Below are 21,184 nucleotides of genomic sequence, written 5' to 3'. Positions count from 1 at the left end.
TAAAGTTCAATTATGGCTGTAACCTGGGACAACACCGCAGAAAATGTGGCAAACAAAGTCGTTTGCGCCGGACGTAGCAACGTGCCCGGAACCCGTCATACAGCCGGTTTCAATAAGATTCTAGCGGTTTTCGTGGCTTTCTGGACAATGCTGGGAATGCTGGGGCTTTCAGCCTGTGCAAATTCGACACCCGAGCCGGAAAAGGCCCCTCCCCCTACCACCCAGCCCGAGGAACCCGCCTCTTGGCCCTTGACTGGCCTACCTCGTGAAGACCTGACCCCGCACCCCGCGGTGGCGGTGAAAGTGGAGAACACCGTGGCGGCTCGTCCGCAATCCGGGCTGGAGGACGCCGACATCGTGTTTGAAGAACAGGTTGAAGGTGGCATGACCAGGTATAACGCTGTGTTTCATACGCATACTCCCGAGGAAATCGGCCCGGTGCGTTCCGTGCGGCCGATGGATCCGTGCATAGCGGCTCCGTTCGGCGGAATGCTGGTCTATTCCGGTGGCGTGCCGGTTTATGAATCCCGGGTGCAAGACTCGGGGCTGCTTGGATTCAACGAAGATCAGGCGCTGGGGGCGCTGTATCGCGTGAAGTTCCGCGCCATGCCCCACAACCTCTACCTCTCGATTCCTAAACTTTACGAAAAGGTCGGCAAAGACCACACTATTGAGCCCGATGCGCCCCCAATTTTCGATTTCGTCAACCCTGACCTAGGGGAGCCTCCCACCGCGATTTCGTCAGGAACTCCGGCGAACACCCTGGCGGCCCGCTTCCCGTCCCTGGTAGCGGGCTACACCTGGACCGGTTCTCGCTGGCAGCGGTCCGACGGGGGCGTGGCGGCGAGCGCTCGCTCGGGAGTCCCGCTGCAAACCGATAACGTGGTGGTGGTGTTGACCAGCATCGTCGACACTGGCGCGAAAGACGCGGCCGGGGCTGCTGTCCCGGAAACGGTGCTGACCGGTAGTGGAACCGCCTACGTGGCGAGCGGGGGGTCGGTTGCCCAAGTGACTTGGTCCAAAGATTCCGAAGGCTCGCCGCTACTGTTGACGGACTCGGCCGGTCAGCCCGTCCTGCTCAACCGGGGCACCACCTGGATTGAGTTGCTGCCCAACACTAACTTCAGTTTTCAGTAACTGTTTGGTCTGCAGGCGAAACAGTTTGTTGATTGTCCATCTGGGCTTGTATCAGTTTGATGAGTTTGTGCAGTTCAATCACTATCACCACCAGCATCACGACCGCTATCAATCCCAATACATAGGGTGAGAAAGTCATGAAATATACGAACGCAGGGTTTTGAAAAAACAGTGGAATATTCATTTTTACCAAATCCTCTGTGAAAAATACGCATACGCATGTGTGAACTGGACGTAACAATTTTACAGCACCTTGCGCTGAGCTACTAAGGAAAATATGGAATTCTGATCGCTTGGTTGATTGTCGCGGCTCACAACCAATTGGTGAAGGGTGACTGTGCGCCTGTTTCTGGTTTTGCTCCAGTCTCAGCGACTAAGATTTGGGTCATGGACGAAGTGTCAGATGTTTTTGAGGCAAAACGGTGGCGGGAAGTCGGTCTGGAGGGGCTGAGCGATGTGACCTATCACCGGGGCGTGGGCGCGGACGGTAGCCCGGCGCCGGTGGTGCGCATTGCGTTCAATCGGCCCGAGGTGCGCAACGCTTTTCGTCCCCAAACTGTGGACCAGCTGTATCGTTGCCTGGACCACGCCCGCATGACTGCCAGCGTGGCCACGATTTTGCTGACCGGCAACGGGCCGGCACACGACGGCGGCTATGCGTTTTGCAGCGGCGGAGACCAGCGGGTTCGCGGCGCTGACGGTTACCAGTATCACGTGACCGTTCCGCGCGACGACGCACCACTTCCGCTAGAGGGCGCAGTAAACCCGCCCGAACGCCCTTGTGAAACCCGAAACCCGGCCGACCGGACTGCTGACCTGAAACACTCTGAAACCCCAGAAACTCCGGACCTCCCTGACCCGAGAGACGCGGCCGGACGCTATGGGCGGCTGCATATCCTGGAGGTGCAGCGCCTCATTCGCGCCACCCCGAAACCGGTCATTGCGCTGGTCAACGGGTGGGCGGCCGGTGGGGGACACTCGCTGGTGATGGTGTGCGACCTGGCGCTGGCCAGCCGGGAACACGCCCAGTTCAAACAGGTCGACGCGAATGTTGGCTCGTTTGACGCCGGATACGGTTCGGGGCTGCTGGCGCGGCAAGCCGGGGATAAGCGCGCCCGCGAGATATTCTTCCTGGCCGAGACCTATTCCGCCGCCCAAGCCGAGGCTTGGGGAGTGGTGAACCGCGCGGTGGCGCACGCGGACCTGGAACGCGTGGGTTGGGAATGGGCGCTGACCATCGCCGGGAAATCCCCGCAGGCGATTCGCATGTTGAAATATGCTTTCAACGCGGTGGACGACGGCCTGGTCGGAATGCAAATGTTTGCCGGGGAAGCGACCCGGCTGGCGTATGGGACCGCGGAGGCGCGCGAGGGCCGCGACTCTTTCCTCGAGAAGCGGGCCCCGAACTGGGACGAGTTTCCGTATTATTACTAGAGATATGAGTTCTATCTCTGTGAGAGTGCGCAAACTGATTCCCAGCAATGGCGAATTTGCAGTATTTGTCGGTGCTGGGTGATAAAATCGGGAACACGGACTGTTTTTTTGAAATTAGGAAGGGAGAATGTCATTCGTTCTGTTTTCATACCCGTGGCGATTGGCTGCGTAGCAGCATCTTTGCTGGTTTCAGCTCCATCGGCTGCTGGCGCAATAGAGCCTATTCCATACGATGATCCGTTGGAGAGTAATCAGCAGACTCAATTTGTGGGTGAGGTGAGAGAAACACAAGCAACGACGCACAACCAGAAACGGAATCTACTCTCGCCCAATGGTGGCCTGGTTACGGCGCATCAGCCTCATCCGTCCAATGGCGTTGCTGAAGTGTCAGGGCATGTGTGCTGGAAACCGGTTGGAAATCCGAGGTTTTCTACCATGAGGCTTACGGCTCAACTATATGCCTGGTATGGTAACCGATATGTGAAGGTGGGAATGGAAGACGCTCGGGAAAGTAAACCGTGCCTCAAAGGGCAGACACCGGGACCGAATGCTAGAGTTGCATGTGTAACCGGCAAAACAACTTCATGGCATACATTCGGCACCGGGTATGCGCCTGGGGTACAAAAAAGCTACGGTGAGCATAAGTCCAATAACAGAGATATTAGTTGTTGGCCATGGGCAATGCAGTAGAAATTAATTTTGTTTCTAAAACTGTAACCAAAGATAGTTTAGAGATATCAGAATCCGAGAAAGAACAGATAATTGAGCTATTTGAGGGAATGTGCGAAGAGTGCTTTGATTTTACCGAAAACAGATGTGCTCCCTGGTATTATCACCCGGAAGAGAAGTGGCCGCAGGACATTCCGGGACTGGTGTCATCGGTATATGTGAGTTTCGCAGATCGGCAAAAACCTGCATTTTCTTTATTATTTTGGATGCTATCTCATTGCTTATCACAAGTTAAGAGTACCCAAGTGGATGCTGTCGCAATTCGTATGGGAAGTCTCAACTTACCGGAGTGGGGCTCCGTTATCGAATACGGTAAGTCTGGGGTCGATGAAAATATCCATTATTCTAAGATTTTACAGTTCATAGGCGATATGGTTCCTCAGCCAATTTTCCCTGACGCTAGAGGTGAGGGGTACATCGAAGCAATTTCTAGAGGCTGTGAGTTTCCCTGTGACATTAGTTTACGCATTGATTATATACAAGGCGAAAAAATGTCGAACTTTTGGAGTATTTTATCCTTACTCATTGATAGGTATGAAAAGTGTATTATATATAGCCGCAACAGTAGCCAAAGTGATTTGGCAGACTTTCGTGTAATTCCAAAAAATGATAATCCTAGAGTTTTGTCGGAACATTGCAAGTTAACTATCGGGATCTGGGAGCCTCTCGTTATTGGACGGTTGGTAAGAATCATTTTTCAGTCGCTTCATCTGGCAAAAATTCATTCCCCTATATGTATTGAGATTGTAAAATGTTAGGTTTTATTCTTTCCAAGTCTTACTTGACCAATGCTTTGGTTTTATTATTTTGTCTTATGTGCCTTACTTCATGTACCGGAGGGCGTCAAGTCTCATCCCGCAATGACGAAACGTCAAGCCAAGTCCCTTACTTACGGTTTTGCTCTAAAGATTTTTGTTCACCACAAATTTTCATTGATGAATCCCATTCTTCATGGGGAGTAGCCGATGATGAAGCACCTGCCTCACCGATAAAATGGGTAAAACTCCCTGAATCGTTTGATGTGGAAACGTCTCAAATCCGTATTCATAGTGCGGTACCTTTAGAGCAAATCGACACTGCTTATTACCCCGAAGGCGTCGATTCGAACGGTCATCCAAAGTCATGGGAAATTGTGAATATCTGTTCCTATCAAACCGGCGAAAAATCGTGTGAAGCTATCGTTTCTAACAATGAATACACTTTTTCAATACCTGATGAAATCATTGAGAACGGACACGAATTTCCCATCGCTATAATCGGCGCAGGTGACCCATCTCTTACGTACTCTGCCGTTTGGCATTTCAAACTTTCGTAATTGTTTCAATTTGTTGCGAATCCGCTCGGTTTACCGACATTGATGTAGTAACGTGAAGTTTAAACGAGGGTTTTAGTGAGTCTATGTAGGTAGTCCACAGAGCCAGAAGACACAGCTTAATTAGGATTAATCACAGGCAGACGTGCGGAGGCGAAGATGGATTTCACGTTCCTGGTTGCCACGCTGGTGGGAATCGCGCTGATAATCGTGACCTGGGTGACGCCCTACGCCAAATTCCTGCGCGATGGTTTTGGGAAAACTGAGCTGGGTAACCGGGTGGTGGCCATCATGATTCCCGGCCTGACCATTCTGTGCCTGGGCGTGACGTTTTTCGAGGCTTGCGTGACTTACGCCACCGGCTTGTCCTTTTGGCGAGTGTGGGGGATTCCGCTGGCGGCTTTGCTGGCTTTGATTGGCCTCGGGGTAGCGTTTTGGGCGTTGGTTCCCGCGCCGGTGCCGAGCTTCCTGCAGCCGCGGTGGATGAAAGAGGAACGTCTCTACGGGGCTTTGGGGGCGCTGGAACGCACTCGCTCCGCTCAGAAGCGTCGGGAACGGGAGGTGAACCGGCGCGGGTTTGACTATTTCGACACCCAAATGATTGACGGGGTTTCGCTGGCTTACCCCGAAACTTGGGTGTTGAACCTGGAGCCGAGCGCCCCCGCGCGTGTTTCCGGACTGAAACTGGAAAGCCGTTTTGCGTTGGATACGCCCCACGACTTTACCCCGCATTCGCGGATTCTGTTGATGTCCGCGCCCCTGACCAGCCCGGAGCACAGCGTGAATTGGCTGCGTCGCCTGGCGGTACCCGCCGGTTGGCAGCCGCGGGAAGTAGGGACTTCCCAGCTGGCTGAAAACCCCGCTATCTGGGCTGATTCGTGCCTATCGGACGGTCGGGGAGTGCAGCAGCGTTGGGCGGCGGCTATCGGGGATACTTTGTGGGTGTTGGCTTTTCAGGTCGCCGGCTCCGATTTCGGGCCGCTTGCAGACGTGGGGGCGAAAGTCGCCGCCTCACTGACCCTGCCGGACTCCGGAAGGACAGCCGGTCCCGTGGTGGCGTCGTGACCAGCCGCGTTGAAGATTCCGGCAGTTCCGCCCGCCTGTCCCCCTTTGAACCCGGCCCGGCTGGCGCCCAGCTGTTTACCGCGCAAGGAATCAAACGGGCGTGGGTGTACTCCCTGCCGATGCGCGTCAAGTTTCGCAATATTACGGTGCGGGAAGGGCTGATTTTACAAGGCTGTGCCGGCCTGGCTGAGGCGGCGCCGTTTGATAACTATCCTCCACAAGTCGCCGCCACCTGGTTTTCCGGGGCGTTTGCGGTGGCCGCACAGGGGTTACCGGCCTCGCCTTCCCCCGTTTCCCTCAACGTCACGGTGCCGGTCGTAGACCCGGACACCGCGGCGCGGCTGGTTTGCGAGTCCGGGTGTGGCACGGCAAAAGTGAAGGTCGCCGACCCGCGCAGCGACCTCGAGGACGATATCGCCCGGATTCGCGCGGTGCGTTCGGCCCTCGGGACGATGGGGCAGATTCGGGTGGACGCTAACGCGGCGTGGAGTCTGGCTGAGGCAAAAACCGCGCTGCCGCGCTTGTGCGAGGCAGCCGGACCGGCCGGTTTGCAGTATGCGGAACAGCCCTGTCAAACCCTCGATGAACTGGTCGAGCTGCAGCGTGCGACGGGAATTCCGGTGGCGGCTGACGAAACTATCCGCCTGGGCGGGCAGCTCACCGAAGTGATCGCCAGTGGGCTGGCCGCTGCCGTCATCAAAGCGATGCCCCTGGGCGGCCCGGCGCGTACCGCGGCCCTGGTGGCGGACGGGCTGCGGACGGCTGCTCCAGGTGGCACAAGCGCGCCCCTCCTGGTGGTGTCCTCAGCTTTAGATACCGGGGTGGGCTTGAGCGCCGGACTGGCCCTCGCGACCCAGCTGGAAACGACAGCCGCCTGCGGACTTGGGACACTGCGCTTGTTCACCGACAGTATCCTCACTGCGGATCCCCACCTCGAAAACGGTTGCCTATATCCGGCAAAAACCTTGGAACTGAAAGGAAATCTGGCACCCGTCAGCCCGGCGGTCAGCAAACGGTGGCGCGAAAGAGTTGAACAGGTAGCCGCCGTGTTCGCTAGACTTTAGTTAGCAGCGGCAGCGGAACTGCAATTAAGGAGCGAAGGACGAAACCGATGGAAATCGAAACCGGCACCTGGACGTTTGCTCACGGGGAAACGCTGCATTGGGCTGCCGCCACCGATATCGGCTTGAAACGGGCTGAAAACCAGGATTCATTCCTGGCGACTCCGCCGTTCTTTTTAGTTGCGGACGGAATGGGCGGCCACGCCGGAGGCAAACAGGCCTCGGCCACGCTGCTGGGCCATATTAAGCCTCTGACCGGCACGGACGTGAGCCTGCCGGTGGTGCGCGAATCCCTGGAGGCGGCCTGCGAAGAAGTCATGGGGCTGGTCGAAGCGAACATTGATTACACGATTTCCCCGCCGGGAACCACGCTGACGGGTTTGGTGGTACTGGATTCACCAGGGGAGTACGCGGCTGACGGGTCAGAAACGGCGCAGTTCCTGGTGCTCAACGTGGGCGATTCGCGAACTTACGTGTTGAGAGAGGGGCTGCTGACCCGCCTGACTCGGGATCACTCGCAAGTCGCCGAGATGGTCGAGGCGGGGATGTTGACTGTAGAAGAAGCCCGCGTCTGGCCGACCCGTTCCGTCATCACCCGCGCTATCGGTGCTGGTCAAGCCGGGTTGCCGCAGATTGATACCTGGACCTATCCGGTGGCGACGCCCCGGCGTTTCCTGGTGTGTTCCGACGGTTTGCATTCCATGATTGATGACGGCGCTATCGGGCGGGCTCTGGGTGAACACTCCACCCCGGAAGCGGCAGTAAACTCCCTGGTGAACCTGGCCCTGCAGGCGGGAGGGCACGATAATGTCACCGCGATTGTGGTCGACGTAACCGCCCCGGAATCCGCATCCACTCCCACGGAATCGGCGCAATCCGCGCCGCCCGAGCCGCCGGGCTCCCTTCTGCCGCCACCGCCTCCCCCGGATAGCGAGGGATGACTATGAAACACAGCGCCAACGGAGGCAAAACGTATACCGTGCGGATTTGTCCGCTGGGTCATCACAATCCGCTGGATTTTCCCCGCTGCCGGGTTTGCGGTGGAGTCCTGGATGCTCCAATTCAGGTGGCTTTCCCGAAATTGGGCTGGGTGCGTTCCACCGACCGGCAAACTGTTGAGCTGACGGGCGATTTGGTGGTGGGTCGCGCCCCGGAGACGCATGGGCGCGAAGGAGTGTTTTCCCTGACTACTCCACCCGAAATCCTCGAAATTTCCCGCACTCACGCCCGTATTAGTACGCAAGGCTGGGAAGTCAGCGTGGAGGATCTGGGCTCGGATAACGGCACCCGCTTGTGCCGGACGACGGGCCAGATAGTGGACTTGCAGCCGCACAGGCGGTACAACATTCAACCCGGCGACGTGCTGGAACTGGCGCCAAACTACCTGTTGAGGTTTGAAGCCTGATGCGTAGACCGGTCAGAATCCTGGTGGAGGGCAATCCCACCGAAGTGCTGTTAAACGCGGACGCGCGCGCCCGGGTTGCCGATGTGGCCGCAGCTTTGGGCGGAGTGCCGACCTCTCGCCTGACCGTCACGCCGTTAGCGCCCTTGCTCGATCCGGGCGGCACCGGGTCGCTGCCGGTCGTTGCTGAGGGCTCGAGGTCACAAGTCCCGAGTGGCGAGACTGGCGGGTCAGGTCCGGCGCAGGTTGGGAAACCTTACGTGTTACCGCGAGCGTTGCCGCTGGCGAAAGCGCCGATACCGCCGGGGGCAGGTTTAGCACTCGCGGGGGATAACGCCGAGCTGCCGCCAGCTCCGGCGGGTATGAAGTCCTTGCTGACTTATTCCCCGCAACCGGTTGCTGACCCCGAACCGTTGGGAATCAACGTAGAAATGCCGGCCCGGCCCCGCCTGTGGCTGGCGAATTCCGCTACGCTCGCCGTGCCTGTGGTGCCGGTGGCCCTGTTTGGGGTGTTGGCGGTCATTTTTCCCAGCGCTGCGGCGTTTGCCCTGCTGGGGCTGGCTGTGGTGGCGGGCGGCGCTGAAGTAGGATGGGCTCTGACCCAAAACCGGGCGGCTTGGGTGCGGTATGAGCGTGACATGGCTGCGCTCACTCCGCAGATTCGGACGGCTTTGGACCAACGTGACGCGGCGATACGCGCCAGTGTCACCGACCTGGCGGACCCGCGCAACGCCCTGCTGCCCGGACTGTGGGGACACGCGAGTGTGCAAATGCGGATTCCGGTCGGTTTCACCCAGGCTCATCCCGAAATCAAGTTGAGCAGTCCCGCAGATGCAGCCCCGTTTCGCGGCTGGGGAGCGATGGCGGGGTCGGATACGAGGCACGGGGCTGGTGAGGCTGTCCACCGGCCAGCCGGAACCGCAGCCCCTGGTTCGGCGCCGAACGCGGAGACGCGCCACACGACCTCGGGACAAGTCGCGGCCATCAACCGCCGAATCAGCGCGATTGGTGCCGCCGCTGTTGGCGACGGGCACACCGGCCTGGAAGTCGCCTATGTTCCCGCTGATTCCGGCCCGCTAGCGGTGACCGGTCCGCGAAACCTGCGCGGACCCGCGCTGAATCAGTTGCTGATTCGCGCCGCTCTGCGCTATTCCCCGGCTGACCTGAAAATCGTGGTCGCCGGGGCGAAACCCGCACAATGGGCGTGGGTCAGCTTCCTGCCTCACGGCGAGGCGGTGCGCGAGGATTTAGAGTTAGAGCCGGTCAGTGACTTGAGCGAAACCAGTGCTGAACGTCTGGCGCAAGCCTGGACCAGCCGCAAAGGACAGCGCGGTTCACGCCAACGCCTGTTGCTGGTGGTGGACGGAGAAGTCCCGGCCGCCTCAAGATGGGAAGATTTCGCTACAGAACCTGGCGTTTGGTTGGTTAACGCGGTTGACGACCTCAGTAGTGCGGTCAGCGCCGCTCGGCAAGTCCTGGACCTGGCGACCGGGTCTTGGCAAGACGGTGTGTCCCGCATTCCCGGAGCTAACCCGCCTGGTCCGCGCCACACCGCTTCGAACGGGATTCCCCTGCAGTCCGCCCGCCCGAGCCTGCTGAGCGTGGAACCCCTGCTGCTGACCGCCCCCAGCGCGCGAAAAGTCGCCGAACTCCTGGCCAACCTGAAGCTGCCCGGTAAAACCGCCGAGCCTTTGCCGGTAGTCGCCCAGCTGACCGATGTTTATCCCCTGATGCCTGGTGAAAGCGCGGCGGTTTTAGGTGAATCGGGGGACAGTTCCCGCTGCGCGGCGGCGATTGGCTACGGCGCTGCCGGCCCGGTGACTTTGGATTTGGCTGATGGCCAGAACGCCATCGTGGCGGGAGAAAACCAGGCGGCCCGGACCAATGTTATCGCTGCCTATCTGGCGGGTTTGGCCTTGACCCAGCGCCCGGAGGACGTGAGCTGGATTATTTTTGATTCCCGCGGAACGAAATGGGGTGAACTGGGGCAAGCCCCACACTGTTTAGGTATCGAGCCGGGGCGCGGAGACGCCGTGTTTGCCCGGCTGCGCCGCTACTTGGAAGCGGAAACCGAGCGGCGCGAAAACTGGCTGAGCGAATCCGGGGCGGGCAGTCTGGCGCGGGCGCGCGAAGCCAAAATTGCGGGAGTACCGGCGGATTTAATTGTCGTCGTAGCCGTTGGGGAGGCATTTACCTCACGGCAGCTCTCGCAGCTGGCGGAGCGGTTGCACATGTACCGCGCCCTGGGATTACACCTGTTGGTGAGCGGCGGGGATACCGAAAAGCTCCCGCGCGAAGCCCTGAAATATCTGCCGACACGTGTGGTATTACACCTGGAGGACGCAGCCCTAGAGATGGTTTGCGGCAGTTTTGAAATGGACCCGCGCTCGGCTTTCGCGCATCCCGGCCGCGGAGTCCTGCTGGTCGGCGGGGTAGCCACCGGCTTCCAGACCCTCAATACCCTGATGATTACCGATTTTGCTGACGCTCAGTTGGCTCCCGTGAACTTCACCGCCCTGGGCGGAGCGGCATTCCCACCAGAGCTATCGGCGGGCGGATTATGGCGAGTTCCGGCCCTCGCAGGTCACAGTTCCAGCCGGGCTGGCAAGAGCGGGGACCAGCCCACGGTAGATGTGCCGCGGGCGGCAACGCCGCTGTCGGTACTGGCAGGGTCGTTTTACCGCGGGAAATCCACAATCAGGCGCTGGACTTCCGGACTGGAAAAGGTTTATGACCTGGCAGCCTTGGGACAATCCAGCGACACGGAGTTCCGCCTGGGGGTACGCGATGACCTGGGACGCCAAGACGTCGTCCCCTTTGGCTTTAACCCTGACCGGGAGGGCAACCTGTTCGTGGCGGGACCGAGCGGCAGCGGGCGCACCGGAGTGTTGCGAGCTATCGCTGCCGATAGTTTGAACACCGGGGGTCGTCCGGTTACTCTCTATGTCTGCAGTGCCGACCCCACCCTCGATGTGCTGTCGAACTGGGCAAACGTGGGTGTGGTAGCCCATGTCAACGAACCGGAGACGATTGCCGACACTATTGAGTACCTGGTCAGCCGGTGGCGTTGGCGTACCGAAATTGCGCTGCGCAACGCCACCCGCAGTTTCCCCGAACTGCGTGAAGTGCTGCGCGGGGAACAGCTCGGTGAGCAGTCCGGCGAACAGAACGGTGCCAAGGCCCCGAACTCAGCGACACCCGGGCGGGATGCCGGAGCAACCCGCAGCGCGAACCCCGGCGCCATCCCCAGTGCAACCCCCGGCGCTGATAGCGTAGCGGGCGGTGAAACCGACCGTGGCGAGCGAATTATCGTCGCGATTGACGGTCTGGAAGCCGTGTTGGAATCCCTACCGGGAGCCAGTTCTGCCAGTTTCCTGGAACTCATCACCGGAGGCAGAGTCGTCGGAATCCACTTCATCATCAGTGCCGAGAGCGTCGAGAACCTCCCGGCAGCCTGGCGAGGCGCATTCGGAATGCGAATCGAGTTAAACGGTTCCGTCCCGGGCCGCGGCCTCGTCGCGGACGACCCGCGAGCTATTCAGATAGCTGTCCTCGGTAACGACCCTTCCGAGCCAGCCCAGACACGCATCCTGGAGCGCTTGGGGACGCTGGCGAAAACCCCGGCCCACCGGATTGGCCGGTTGGCAGTGCCGGTGTTCGCCACCGCCCTCACCACTGCTCCCAAGGGAGAAATGGCATTGGGGCTGAGCGCCCCCGGAGGCCGGCAAATCAATAACATCACCAGTGGGGTTTACCTCATCGCGCGAGGCGACGGGGAAGTCGACCGGGCGGTGAGCTTAGCGGTCATGCGCTGGCTGGCTCGTTCGCTGCGCTCCTCTAGCCCGGACACCGGTATGGTGCTGTTGTCTGCCCAGAGTCGTGAGGATAGTTCGCCCGCGTTGGAAACCCTGGCTGGCCTGGAGATTTGGGACGCGGTAGCCTGTGGTTTCGCAGACTTCCGCGACTTCTATCACCAGCTGCTTTCCGTTGCGGAACAAAAATCCCCGCCGGGATTCCCCGGTTTAGCCATCTATATTGCCGACCTGCCCGGATTCGCGCTGAACACGGACGCCGCCGCGGCCATGGCAGACGTCATCCGCGCGGCACGCAGCCGCGGACACCTGGTTTTTGCCTCGGGCGCTGCCAATTCCCGTGACGGGCTGTCTTGGATGACAGAATCCGAACTGAATGCGGTGGTCAAAGCCCCTGCCGCGGGATTGTCTCTCGGCTTGAGTGCCGCTGACACCACCGCCATCTTCGGAGTTAGCGTCTCCCAGGACGGCACCATATTCCCGCCCGCCCGCGGCTATTGGATTCACCGCGGCCAGGCCACAAAAATCCAGCTTCCTCAAGAAAACGGCTAAACACACGCGCTATAGACAACCAAACGCTCGCGCCACAGCATGGCTGAACATCAGCCCTGCAACATGGTTTAGCATCAGTGCTGCACAACGGCTAACGTCAGCGCTACCAAACTGGCGAACGCCCGCGCAACCAGACGGCTAGACCCCGCGCTGCACCACTATTGAACTGAATCGAAACTTTATTACTGGGTTCTGTCCATAAACCTCCCTTCGGTATGCACGAAAGTACTTGAAAGGTAACATTGACCCCGGAGACGAAAATTTTGCAGTTTCTAAAACAGCTTTCGTTTCCTGGCATGGCAACGGTTTCCCGGTTTCACGGAAACCGCGAAACAGCACGATGCCAAGCGGTGAAAGGGTGAGTCGTGGATAACACCGGTCAGCGAGACAATCAGGATGCCTCAAACCGGCAATACGCTGGGGATTTGGTGCGACTACTGGCTGCGCAGGGATTTACGGACTGGTTCTATTGCCCCGGGTCCCGGGATGCTCCCCTGGGCTATGCCCTAAACCAGTTGGCAGCCAGCCGCCGCCTGAACCTGCACGTGCGCATCGATGAGCGCGATGCGGCTTTTATGGCTCTCGGGGCAACGCGCGCGGGGCATCCGGCAGTTTTGGTGATGACGTCCGGTACCGCGGTGGGAAACGCCCTGCCCGCGGTGATGGAGGCAGCCCATGCGGGTCTGCCATTGCTGGTCCTTAGCGCGGATCGCCCCGCGGCGCTGCGCGGCACCGGGGCGAACCAAACGACCTGGCAGCCGGGGATTTTTGGGGATTTCGTGCGGTTCTCCACCGATATACAGCCCGGCGTCACCGCCGCAGAACTGCAGCAGGCCGTGTCCGCCGCCGTGGCGTCTTGCCGAGGTGTCAGTCCTTCACACCACCCGGACACCGACGAAAAACACTTCCCCCTCCCCGGGCCGGTACATATCAACGCCAGCTTCATCGAACCTTTGGCACCTCCCGAAACTATTGAGGCGTTCGCCGCTCGAGCTTCCGCCAGCGCTATCGCTAGCGAGAACCCTCTGGACCCGCACCAGGCACCGCGTGGCACCCTGCTGATTGCCGGAGATCTCAGCGACGCCACCTACGCGGACTTGTGTGAGGCGGTCAAAAACGCGGGGATTCCCGTCCTGGCCGAACCGCAAACCGCCTGGCGGCGCCACCCCAACGCGGTGCGAGGATACGCCAAAGTCGCCGGAACCACATTGTCAGCAGTAGTCGAAAACAACCTAGAAAGAGTTATTGTCGCGGGTCGACCCACCCTGACCAGGCCGATTACGCGGCTCGTTACCCGCCATGACATTTCCGTGGAAACCGTGGGAGCACCGGGAACAACGGTCAACCTCGCCGACAACATCGCCCGGCAGTGGACAGACGCGCCCACCCTGGCTTGTGAACTGGCGAAAGCGGCGAAACCATCACCACACTCGACTCTTCACCGGTCTGCCGCTGAGGCCCCACAGAGCTGGCTGGAAATGTGGCGTGTGGCGGGGGAAAACGCGGTCGCGGCCCTGACCCAGGATTGGGGTTTCCATAGTGCGGCACAAGCGATTTGGGACAGCACTATGACTGCGCCCGAGCCGGTGGATCTTTACTTGGGGGCTTCGCTGACCATCCGGGTTTTCGATGCGGTGGCGCGCAATTCTGCCCCGAACCGCGTCTTTACCAACCGGGGCCTAGCTGGGATTGATGGCACCATTGCCTCGGCTTGGGGGGCGGCGCTGGCGCGGCGTCAGCCGATGCGGCTGGTTTTTGGTGACGTGTCGTTTTTCCACGACCTGGGTGCCCTGAGCCACGGCCGCACCGAAGAGGTACCAAACTTGCAGGTCATCGTCATTAATAACGGGGGCGGACGGATCTTTGGCGGCCTGGAGCACGGTGCGGCCCCGGCGGAAACATTCACCCGAATGTTCCTAACTCCCCAGGTCGGAGACATTTGCGGGCTGGCTCGGGCGGCGGGCTGGCAAGCTGAGTTGGTAGACAATCAGGCAGATCTGGTTTCCGCCCTGACCCAACCGGTCAGGGGGCTGAGCCTGCTGGAGGTCGTCCTGTGAGCCTAACTTTGAACAATCCTGCGGTTGGGGAATATATTGCAAAAGTGTCGAAATCAGAGGTAGAAACTCTCGCGTCGGTAACGGCGATTCCAAACCCGGCAAATCCTACCTGGGAACGAGCTTTGACCGCAGACCTCTGCCAGATTCCCAGGTAATTTTGAAGTCAGCGGGTCAAAACCGGTGAGAACTTTATAAGGAGTAAACAGTGAGCGATACAAATAACCCCTGGGCTTCCCCCGAGGAAACGTCCGCGTCAGAAAACCAGGAAAATACCGATTCCACTCCGGAACATCAAGAAACGCAGATTCCCGCGAATCCCCAGAACTCCAAGGAGGCTGCGGCATCGGACAACCCGCAGCCCGCCCAGACGCAAACTCCGAGCCTGAGCGGCCGGATTATCTCAGTAACCCCCGCCGGCCAGGCCAGTGCTGAGCCTGCTGCGGATAGCGATAACGCCGACCAGTCGGGTAGCAGGCCGGTGGCCCACGCTTCTAGTGAAGTGGCGAGCGCGGGGTTCGCCAGTCCTTCCGATGACGGTTTCACAAGTCCGGGTGGTGACGGTTTCACAAGCTCGTCCGGGAGCGTTCCCGCTGAACAGCCCCTGAACAGCTCCACCGGTTCGTTCAGCACCGCCTCAACCAACTCAACTGACCCCGCTTCTGCCAACCCGACTGACCCCGCTTCTGCCAACCCGACTGACCCCACTTCTGCCAACGCCGCCAACACGACCAACCCGGCGAGCGCGAACCCTTCGGCGCAGTACGGAGCCAACGCCTTTTGGGGCACCACTCCGGGCTTTTCCGACCCCCTCGCGAACCCGGCCAACCCGCTATCGGGAGCGGCCAGCCCGAACCAAGGTCAGCCTGTCGGCGCCAACCCCGCCCTGCCGGGCAACCCCGGCGGCAACCCGTTTGCGACTTCTGACCCCTTTGCCGGCACCCGCGGGGCGACGAACCCGCTGCAAAACAGCTTGACCTGGGCGGCGACCCCGGGGGATAAAAAGGAAAAAAGCCGTCCTGGTTGGGGAGCCTTGATCGGCGTGGCGGTGGCGGCATCGCTGCTGAGTACCGGTGGTTTGTACGCCATCGAACAGAGCGGCTTGCTCGGGCATGACGCAGAAACGACCAGTTCGACCCTGTTCAACCCGGAGGACAAGGACGTCGCTACCCCCGAGCCGGTGGCAAACTCCAATTCGCAGAACCCGAACTGGGAGGCCGTGGCCAAAGCGGTCCGTCCCGCCGTGGTGGCGATTTCGGTGGAAACGAACAACGGATCCGACCAGGGCTCCGGCTCGATTATCGACTCGAAAGGCCACATTCTGACCAATAATCACGTGGTGGCGGGAGCCGCGGACGGCAACGGAATCATCACCGTAGAGCTGTTCGACGGACGCTTGTACAAAGCGAAAATCGTGGGCCGTGACGTGCTGACTGACCTAGCGGTGATAAAAATCGAGAACCCGCCGAAAGATTTGACCGTGGCGCCGTTGGGTAACTCGGACAACCTGAAGGTCGGGGAGTCGGTCGCGGCCATCGGTAACCCGCTGGGGTTGTCGTCTACGGTCACCACGGGTATTGTCTCGGCGCTGGACCGTCCCGTGCGGGTGCAAGCGGTACAGGGGGGCAGTCCCGATGGTGAAGATGAGAAAGACCCCTTTGGCCTGCGGCGTTACTTTGGTGGCGGCATGATACAGCCTTCCCAGCCTGAAAAAAGCACTGCTCCTACCGAAGTCACCACGAACGCGATTCAGGTGGACGCGGCGGTAAATCCGGGTAACTCTGGCGGTCCCTTGTTCGATCCACGAGGGCGGATAGTAGGCGTGACCTCGTCCATTGCGAGTCTTTCGGGTTCCGGCGGCTCGACCGGAGAGGGCCAGGCGGGCTCTATCGGGCTGGGCTTTGCCATCCCGATTAATCAGGCTTCGATGATTGCTACCCAGCTCATTGATCACGGCGAAGCGGTGCACGCGGCACTCGGCGTCGTGGTGAGCCAAGAGGTCGCCACCGTGGACAAAGTGTCCCGTTTGGGTGCGCGGGTGCAGAAAATTAACTCCGGTTCCGCCGCGGATAAAGCCGGTTTGAAACAGGGCGACATCATCACCAAGATTGACGGCAAGCCCGTGAAAGGCTCGTTGTCCCTGGTCGGTTTCGTGCGTCAATATGCCGTGGGCGACACGGTGGAACTGACCGTGGTGCGTGACGGAAAGGAACAGAAGATTCCCGTGACGCTCCAGGCGCAATAGTCGTACGCACGTGTCTAGCTGGCTTGGCCGCTGCCTTCGGGCGGCGGCCAGCTTGGCATTTAGAGGGGCGGCGCCTACTTCAGCTTGTAGCCCCGGTGCAGAGCGACGATACCGCCGGTGAGATTCTTGAGCTGCAGGCGCTCGAAACCCGCCGCGCGCAGGTGGGCGGCGAACTCGTATTGAGAGGGCCAAGCCAAGATGGATTCCGCCAGGTAGTCATACGCCACCGCGTCGGTCGAGAACAGCCGGGCAATCGGCGGCATAATCCGGTGCAAAAAGAACCGATAAACGGCTCTAAACGGGGCAAAAGTTGGGCGGGAAAACTCGCACACCACCACGTGCCCGCCGGGGCGCACCACCCGGTAAAACTCCCGCAAAGCCCGGTCTGGGTCTGACACGTTGCGCAGCCCGAAACTGATGGTGACGCAGTCAAAAGTGTTGTCAGGAAAGTCCAGGTTCATCGCGTCGCCCTGCTGAAAGTCAATCTCCGGGTGACGCCGGCGCCCCTCGGCAATCATGCCCTCGGAAAAATCGACCGCCACGACTTTGGCTCCGGCGCGCATGAACTCAATCGAGCTGGCGCCGGTCCCGGCGGCCACATCTAACACCTTTAAAAATGGCCGCGTCACCACCGCGCGCTTCACGTGGGCGCGCCACACTTTTTCCTGCCCCAGGGAGGCGAGAAAATTCATCAGGTCGTAACGACGGGCCACGGCATTGAACATGGATTGGACGTCGTGAGGATTCTTGTCTAGGTTCGCGCGCATGGGTTCTATCCTACCGCCAGGTCACCGGCGGGGTTTTACGTCATGCCCTGCACGAACGACCGATTTCGTTTCGGTTTGCCGCAACCTGATTAGGCTGGAATCGGGTCCACCAGCGGTTTTGCAAAAGTTAGGGGGAGCCGCGGTGCGGATTTTGGTTTGAAATCGGTCGTTCATGCATATGCCCTCAGCTGGGGAGAGCAGCCTCTAGCGTGAGGATATTCGTAAATACTTGCGACGCGGCGTCAAGCTAAGTGTCAATGGTGCAGAGTCCTGAGTCAGGTTTGCTGCACACGCGTGCTTTGAGTATTTTTGCTACATGTAGCAAAATCACTCAATGCAGATTAGACTAACAGTGTGGAAATCCGCCGGGACGTTTATCTCAACCAGCTCATTGACCGGATGCAAAACGGGATGATTAAAGTCATTACCGGGGTTCGACGCTGCGGAAAAACCTACCTGCTGTTTAGGCTTTTCGCTGAATATCTGCGTCGGGAACTGGGCGTAGATGATGAACACATTATTGAAATCGCGCTGGACACGGAAGATGCGACAGCTTACCGCGACCCCGGCGTGCTTAACGATTACCTGAAATCCAGGCTCCTTGACAAAACCTCGCAATACTACGTGCTCATTGACGAAGTCCAGTATGCAATCACAGGCCAAGAGCTGAAGGGGATGGTGGCTCCGCGTCTTTACGGGGTCTTGAATGGGTTGCTCCGTTCCCACAACGTGGATGTTTACGTGACAGGCAGTAACTCGAAGATGCTTTCCTCTGATGTGCTGACCGAGTTTCGCGGACGCGGGGACGAGGTCCGGGTGCGGCCACTGTCTTTTGCAGAGTACATGAGTGGATTCGACGGGGATCGGTATGGCGGTTGGGCGGAGTATGTGCTCTATGGGGGAATGCCGTTGGTGCTGTCGATGCGCAGTGACCAGCAAAAGTCGCGCTACCTGGAGCGCTTGTTTGCGGAAACTTATTTAAAGGACATTATTGCCCGGAACGGAATTGAGAAAACGCAAGAGCTAGAGGACTTGGTGAATGTGCTGGCATCCTCGGTTGGTTCGCTGGTGAACCCGTCGCGGATAGAGGCGACATTTAAGAGCGTCCTGAAGTCAAAACTCAGCGCGAACACTATCGCGTCCTATATCGGGTATTTGGAGGAGTCTTTCCTGATCGAGACGGTGTCTCGCTATGACGTGAAAGGTCGAAAATATATCGGGAGTCCGCAAAAATACTATTTCGAGGACGTGGGTCTGCGTAACGCTAGGTTAAACTTTCGCCAAGTCGAGGAAAACCACCTAATGGAGAACATTATTTATAATGAGCTGCGCCTGCGGGGTTTCTCGGTCGATGTCGGTTGCGTGGAAAAACAGGCTCGTCAAGACGGCAAAGTCATTCGGAAAAACCTCGAGGTAGATTTTGTGGCGAATCTGGGTTCGCGGCGCTGCTACCTGCAATCAGCCTGGCGTATCTCGGACTCGGAAAAGGAACGCCAAGAGAAAGCTCCGCTTGTGGAGGTCCCGGACAGCTTCAAGAAAATCTTGTTGGTGCGCGATACTGTGAAACCCACCTATGACCAGCACGGAATCCTTACTATGAGCGTCCTGGATTTCTTGCTGAATCCCACCAGTCTCGATTAGTTTCCGGGGTTACTCCCGTCGGGTTAGGGGGTTCCGGTGGGGGCGCTTCGTCGCTGGGGGCGCTCGCGAGAGGCGGAAGGGGGAGGGCCCCCTCGCGTTTTGCGCGACTATTGTCGCAAAACGCTCACCCCCCAGCCTCTCGCTGAGTCGCCCCCCCCTGCTCCGGTCGCGCCCGACACCCCGGTCCGGGTTGTGTTTGCTGGTGGTGTTCGCTGGTGGTGAACAGCGTGCGGGGGGGGTGTTTTCTTAGCATTTTGTTACCCAGGTTTTTTCTAACGTTAGGAGTTTGATTATGGGTGTGAAGAGATGGTTGGTGGGGCTGGTTGCGGCTGGTTCCATGCTTGGTTTGGCTGGTGTGTCAGTAGCACCGGCGGTGGCTGGTGAGTTGGCTCATGAGCGTTTGGCTGGCCCGTCTGGGGTGGAGACCTCGTTGGCGGTGGCGAAACACACGTGGGGGACTGATTGGAAGGTTGTGTATGTTGCGTCTAACCGTAACCCGGTGGATGCCCTACCAGCAGCGACTATCGGGGACGGCCCGGTGGTGTTGACTGATGGTAAGAGTCTGAATCTGGGTGGGGTGAAACCCGGCAAAATCATGATTCTTGGCGGTACTGGTGCGGTGCCACAGGCTATCGAGGACCAGGCCAAGGGGCAAGGTGTGGAAGTGGTTCGTTTGGCGGGTGCGGATCGTAATGCTACGGCGGTGGCTATCGCGAAGCAGTGGGTGAAGGTTAACGGCACCCCAAAGAACGTTTACATCACCAAGAATGCGGGTTCGGGTTCTCCTGACGCGGTCGCAGCGAGCGTACTGCGTGATGGCCCGATTCTCACGTTTACGTCTGATGCGTCCGCGGCAGCCTTGCCCGGGGTCGTCTCCGAACTGAAAGCCGGTAAGGTTACTGCCCTGGGTGGTGGGGCTGTTGTGCCGGATTCCATTCTCAATACGGCTGCTGGTGGGAAAGCGACGGCTCGTTTGGCGGGTGCGAACAGGTATGAGACCGCGTTCACTATCGCTAAATACGCGAAGGCTCAAAAGTCCGGCAGTGTGGTGTATTTGGCGTCGGGTACGGCGTTGAAAGACGCGATGGTCGCTGGTGCCGCCAAAGACGGGGTCATCCTGCTCTCCCCACCAAACGGGGAGGGTGTGAAAGCGAAAGCTGACGCCCTGGGTGCCAGCAAACTGATTATTATCGGCGGAACCGGCGTCATGCCCGATACAACCGTCCAAGCCGCCACCACCGGAGTAATCCCGAAAAAGCCTCTGAGCGATTTAACGCTTCAAGACATTATGGCAATGCCGGACTTAAATTTATCAAGTTTAAAAACTTTGAAGGATACGGATATTGTTTACGGAGACAGGTACTATTTTTTTGATGAGACGAGAGAAAATCTATATCAATTGAGTTGCGATAGCCGGGATGGTTGCACGGGGATCAGTGTTATATTTCCTAAAGGGAAGGAACGTCCTGTAACAAAAGAACAAATGTTCTCTATAGCACCAACGCCGGAGTATTTTAAAAAGGTGCAGGAAGAAATGCAAATGAACAATAAGACTTATGATAAATTTGCTTCTGTCTTATTCGCACCCAGCCACCTGTATATGCCGTGGATTGATTTTTATAAACAAGGTTTCGATTGTTCAAACATGAAATTGAGCGAGAAAACAGGTAATTACTGTAGTGCTATTTCTATTTTGCCCGATGGAGTGAAAATACATACAGATTATGGGAACGGGATGACATGCGGTCTACTAAAGAACGGGATAAAGTGTTTTGGTGACAGATTCGGCTCAGATAAAGACAGTGGTTGGGCAGAGGGGCAAACAGTTAGAGTTCAAACATGGAGTCAAGAATGATGATTTAGTTTAGTTTCAAAATTCATCATAATTCCTGCGGGGGGGGGGGGGCGGGGGGGGGGCACCCCCCCCCCCCGGGTTACCCAAGTGGACGCGGTAGACCCCCCCATAAACGCGC

The 21,184-nt window shown here is 58.7% G+C and carries 15 protein-coding genes; 13 read left to right on the top strand and 2 right to left on the bottom strand.

From position 1 onward, the window contains the following. The first annotated feature begins 12 nt into the window (after window positions 1–12). A complete protein-coding gene (locus SPI05_RS01145) occupies window positions 13–1,137 on the top strand; it encodes a DUF3048 domain-containing protein (protein ID WP_321075376.1) in 1,125 nt (374 codons plus the stop codon). On the opposite strand, the gene SPI05_RS01140 is transcribed toward SPI05_RS01145, so the two are convergent. Continuing rightward, complete coding sequence (locus SPI05_RS01140; protein ID WP_321075375.1) at window positions 1,124–1,321, bottom strand: hypothetical protein; 198 nt, start codon at window positions 1,319–1,321, stop codon at window positions 1,124–1,126. The genes SPI05_RS01145 and SPI05_RS01140 overlap by 14 nt on opposite strands. A gap of 203 nt (window positions 1,322–1,524) precedes the next feature. Here SPI05_RS01140 and SPI05_RS01135 point away from each other — a divergent pair, with 203 nt between their 5' ends. The 10 genes from SPI05_RS01135 to SPI05_RS01090 all read left to right on the top strand — a co-directional run bounded on the left by SPI05_RS01135 (window position 1,525) and on the right by SPI05_RS01090 (window position 16,803). Then, entirely contained in the window at window positions 1,525–2,571 is a 1,047-nt protein-coding gene (locus tag SPI05_RS01135) for a 1,4-dihydroxy-2-naphthoyl-CoA synthase (protein ID WP_321075374.1), read from the top strand. Between the two features lie 674 nt (window positions 2,572–3,245). Beyond that, window positions 3,246–4,058 carry a hypothetical protein gene (locus SPI05_RS01130; protein WP_321075372.1) on the top strand — a complete coding sequence of 271 codons (813 nt, stop codon included), beginning with the start codon at window positions 3,246–3,248 and terminating at the stop codon, window positions 4,056–4,058. Beyond that, window positions 4,052–4,615, top strand: coding sequence for a hypothetical protein (locus tag SPI05_RS01125; protein ID WP_321075371.1), 564 nt, complete (start codon window positions 4,052–4,054; stop codon window positions 4,613–4,615). Before SPI05_RS01130 ends, SPI05_RS01125 begins: the two co-directional genes overlap by 7 nt. 156 nt (window positions 4,616–4,771) lie before the next feature. Further along, the gene (locus SPI05_RS01120) at window positions 4,772–5,677 is read left to right on the top strand and encodes a hypothetical protein (RefSeq protein WP_321075370.1); all 906 of its coding nucleotides are present in this window, start codon (window positions 4,772–4,774) and stop codon (window positions 5,675–5,677) included. Next, window positions 5,674–6,741 carry an enolase C-terminal domain-like protein gene (locus SPI05_RS01115; RefSeq protein ID WP_321075369.1) on the top strand — a complete coding sequence of 356 codons (1,068 nt, stop codon included), beginning with the start codon at window positions 5,674–5,676 and terminating at the stop codon, window positions 6,739–6,741. Before SPI05_RS01120 ends, SPI05_RS01115 begins: the two co-directional genes overlap by 4 nt. A 47-nt stretch (window positions 6,742–6,788) precedes the next feature. Beyond that, window positions 6,789–7,679 carry a protein phosphatase 2C domain-containing protein gene (locus SPI05_RS01110; RefSeq protein WP_321075368.1) on the top strand — a complete coding sequence of 297 codons (891 nt, stop codon included), beginning with the start codon at window positions 6,789–6,791 and terminating at the stop codon, window positions 7,677–7,679. A gap of 2 nt (window positions 7,680–7,681) precedes the next feature. Further along, entirely contained in the window at window positions 7,682–8,143 is a 462-nt protein-coding gene (locus tag SPI05_RS01105) for an FHA domain-containing protein (RefSeq protein ID WP_321075367.1), read from the top strand. Further along, entirely contained in the window at window positions 8,143–12,504 is a 4,362-nt protein-coding gene (locus tag SPI05_RS01100; protein WP_321075364.1) for an FtsK/SpoIIIE domain-containing protein, read from the top strand. Before SPI05_RS01105 ends, SPI05_RS01100 begins: the two co-directional genes overlap by 1 nt. Before the next feature lie 365 nt (window positions 12,505–12,869). Beyond that, on the top strand, window positions 12,870–14,561 hold the full coding sequence (gene menD, locus SPI05_RS01095) for a 2-succinyl-5-enolpyruvyl-6-hydroxy-3-cyclohexene-1-carboxylic-acid synthase (protein WP_321075361.1): 1,692 nt from the start codon (window positions 12,870–12,872) through the stop codon (window positions 14,559–14,561). A 205-nt stretch (window positions 14,562–14,766) separates the two neighbouring features. Beyond that, window positions 14,767–16,803 carry a S1C family serine protease gene (locus tag SPI05_RS01090; protein WP_321075360.1) on the top strand — a complete coding sequence of 679 codons (2,037 nt, stop codon included), beginning with the start codon at window positions 14,767–14,769 and terminating at the stop codon, window positions 16,801–16,803. Between the two features lie 74 nt (window positions 16,804–16,877). Here the strand turns inward: SPI05_RS01090 and SPI05_RS01085 are convergent, their stop codons facing one another. Further along, window positions 16,878–17,570 carry a class I SAM-dependent methyltransferase gene (locus SPI05_RS01085; RefSeq protein ID WP_321075359.1) on the bottom strand — a complete coding sequence of 231 codons (693 nt, stop codon included), beginning with the start codon at window positions 17,568–17,570 and terminating at the stop codon, window positions 16,878–16,880. A gap of 354 nt (window positions 17,571–17,924) precedes the next feature. Between SPI05_RS01085 and SPI05_RS01080 the strand changes: the two genes are divergently transcribed. Both SPI05_RS01080 and SPI05_RS01075 read left to right on the top strand, forming a co-directional pair. Further along, the gene (locus SPI05_RS01080; protein WP_321075357.1) at window positions 17,925–19,211 is read left to right on the top strand and encodes an ATP-binding protein; all 1,287 of its coding nucleotides are present in this window, start codon (window positions 17,925–17,927) and stop codon (window positions 19,209–19,211) included. A gap of 292 nt (window positions 19,212–19,503) precedes the next feature. Beyond that, window positions 19,504–21,066: a cell wall-binding repeat-containing protein gene (locus tag SPI05_RS01075; RefSeq protein ID WP_321075355.1), complete on the top strand. Its 1,563-nt coding sequence runs from the start codon at window positions 19,504–19,506 to the stop codon at window positions 21,064–21,066. Window positions 21,067–21,184: the final 118 nt, after the last annotated feature.

Origin of the sequence: Mobiluncus sp. (genome assembly GCF_034180645.1) — a bacterium.
In the GTDB taxonomy this organism is placed as follows: Bacteria; Actinomycetota; Actinomycetes; order Actinomycetales; family Actinomycetaceae; genus Mobiluncus.
This window is presented reverse-complemented; position numbering and strand designations above follow the sequence as displayed.

What these genes read in the sequence shown, in the direction of transcription:
- SPI05_RS01145 (WP_321075376.1), top strand. Translation starts at nt 13, where the DNA reads ATGGCTGTAACCTGGGACAACACCGCAGAAAATGTGGCAAACAAAGTC.
- SPI05_RS01140 (WP_321075375.1), bottom strand. Translation starts at nt 1,321, where the DNA reads ATGAATATTCCACTGTTTTTTCAAAACCCTGCGTTCGTATATTTCATG.
- SPI05_RS01135 (WP_321075374.1), top strand. Translation starts at nt 1,525, where the DNA reads ATGGACGAAGTGTCAGATGTTTTTGAGGCAAAACGGTGGCGGGAAGTC.
- SPI05_RS01130 (WP_321075372.1), top strand. Translation starts at nt 3,246, where the DNA reads ATGGGCAATGCAGTAGAAATTAATTTTGTTTCTAAAACTGTAACCAAA.
- SPI05_RS01125 (WP_321075371.1), top strand. Translation starts at nt 4,052, where the DNA reads ATGTTAGGTTTTATTCTTTCCAAGTCTTACTTGACCAATGCTTTGGTT.
- SPI05_RS01120 (WP_321075370.1), top strand. Translation starts at nt 4,772, where the DNA reads ATGGATTTCACGTTCCTGGTTGCCACGCTGGTGGGAATCGCGCTGATA.
- SPI05_RS01110 (WP_321075368.1), top strand. Translation starts at nt 6,789, where the DNA reads ATGGAAATCGAAACCGGCACCTGGACGTTTGCTCACGGGGAAACGCTG.
- SPI05_RS01105 (WP_321075367.1), top strand. Translation starts at nt 7,682, where the DNA reads ATGAAACACAGCGCCAACGGAGGCAAAACGTATACCGTGCGGATTTGT.
- SPI05_RS01100 (WP_321075364.1), top strand. Translation starts at nt 8,143, where the DNA reads ATGCGTAGACCGGTCAGAATCCTGGTGGAGGGCAATCCCACCGAAGTG.
- SPI05_RS01085 (WP_321075359.1), bottom strand. Translation starts at nt 17,570, where the DNA reads ATGCGCGCGAACCTAGACAAGAATCCTCACGACGTCCAATCCATGTTC.
- SPI05_RS01075 (WP_321075355.1), top strand. Translation starts at nt 19,504, where the DNA reads ATGGGTGTGAAGAGATGGTTGGTGGGGCTGGTTGCGGCTGGTTCCATG.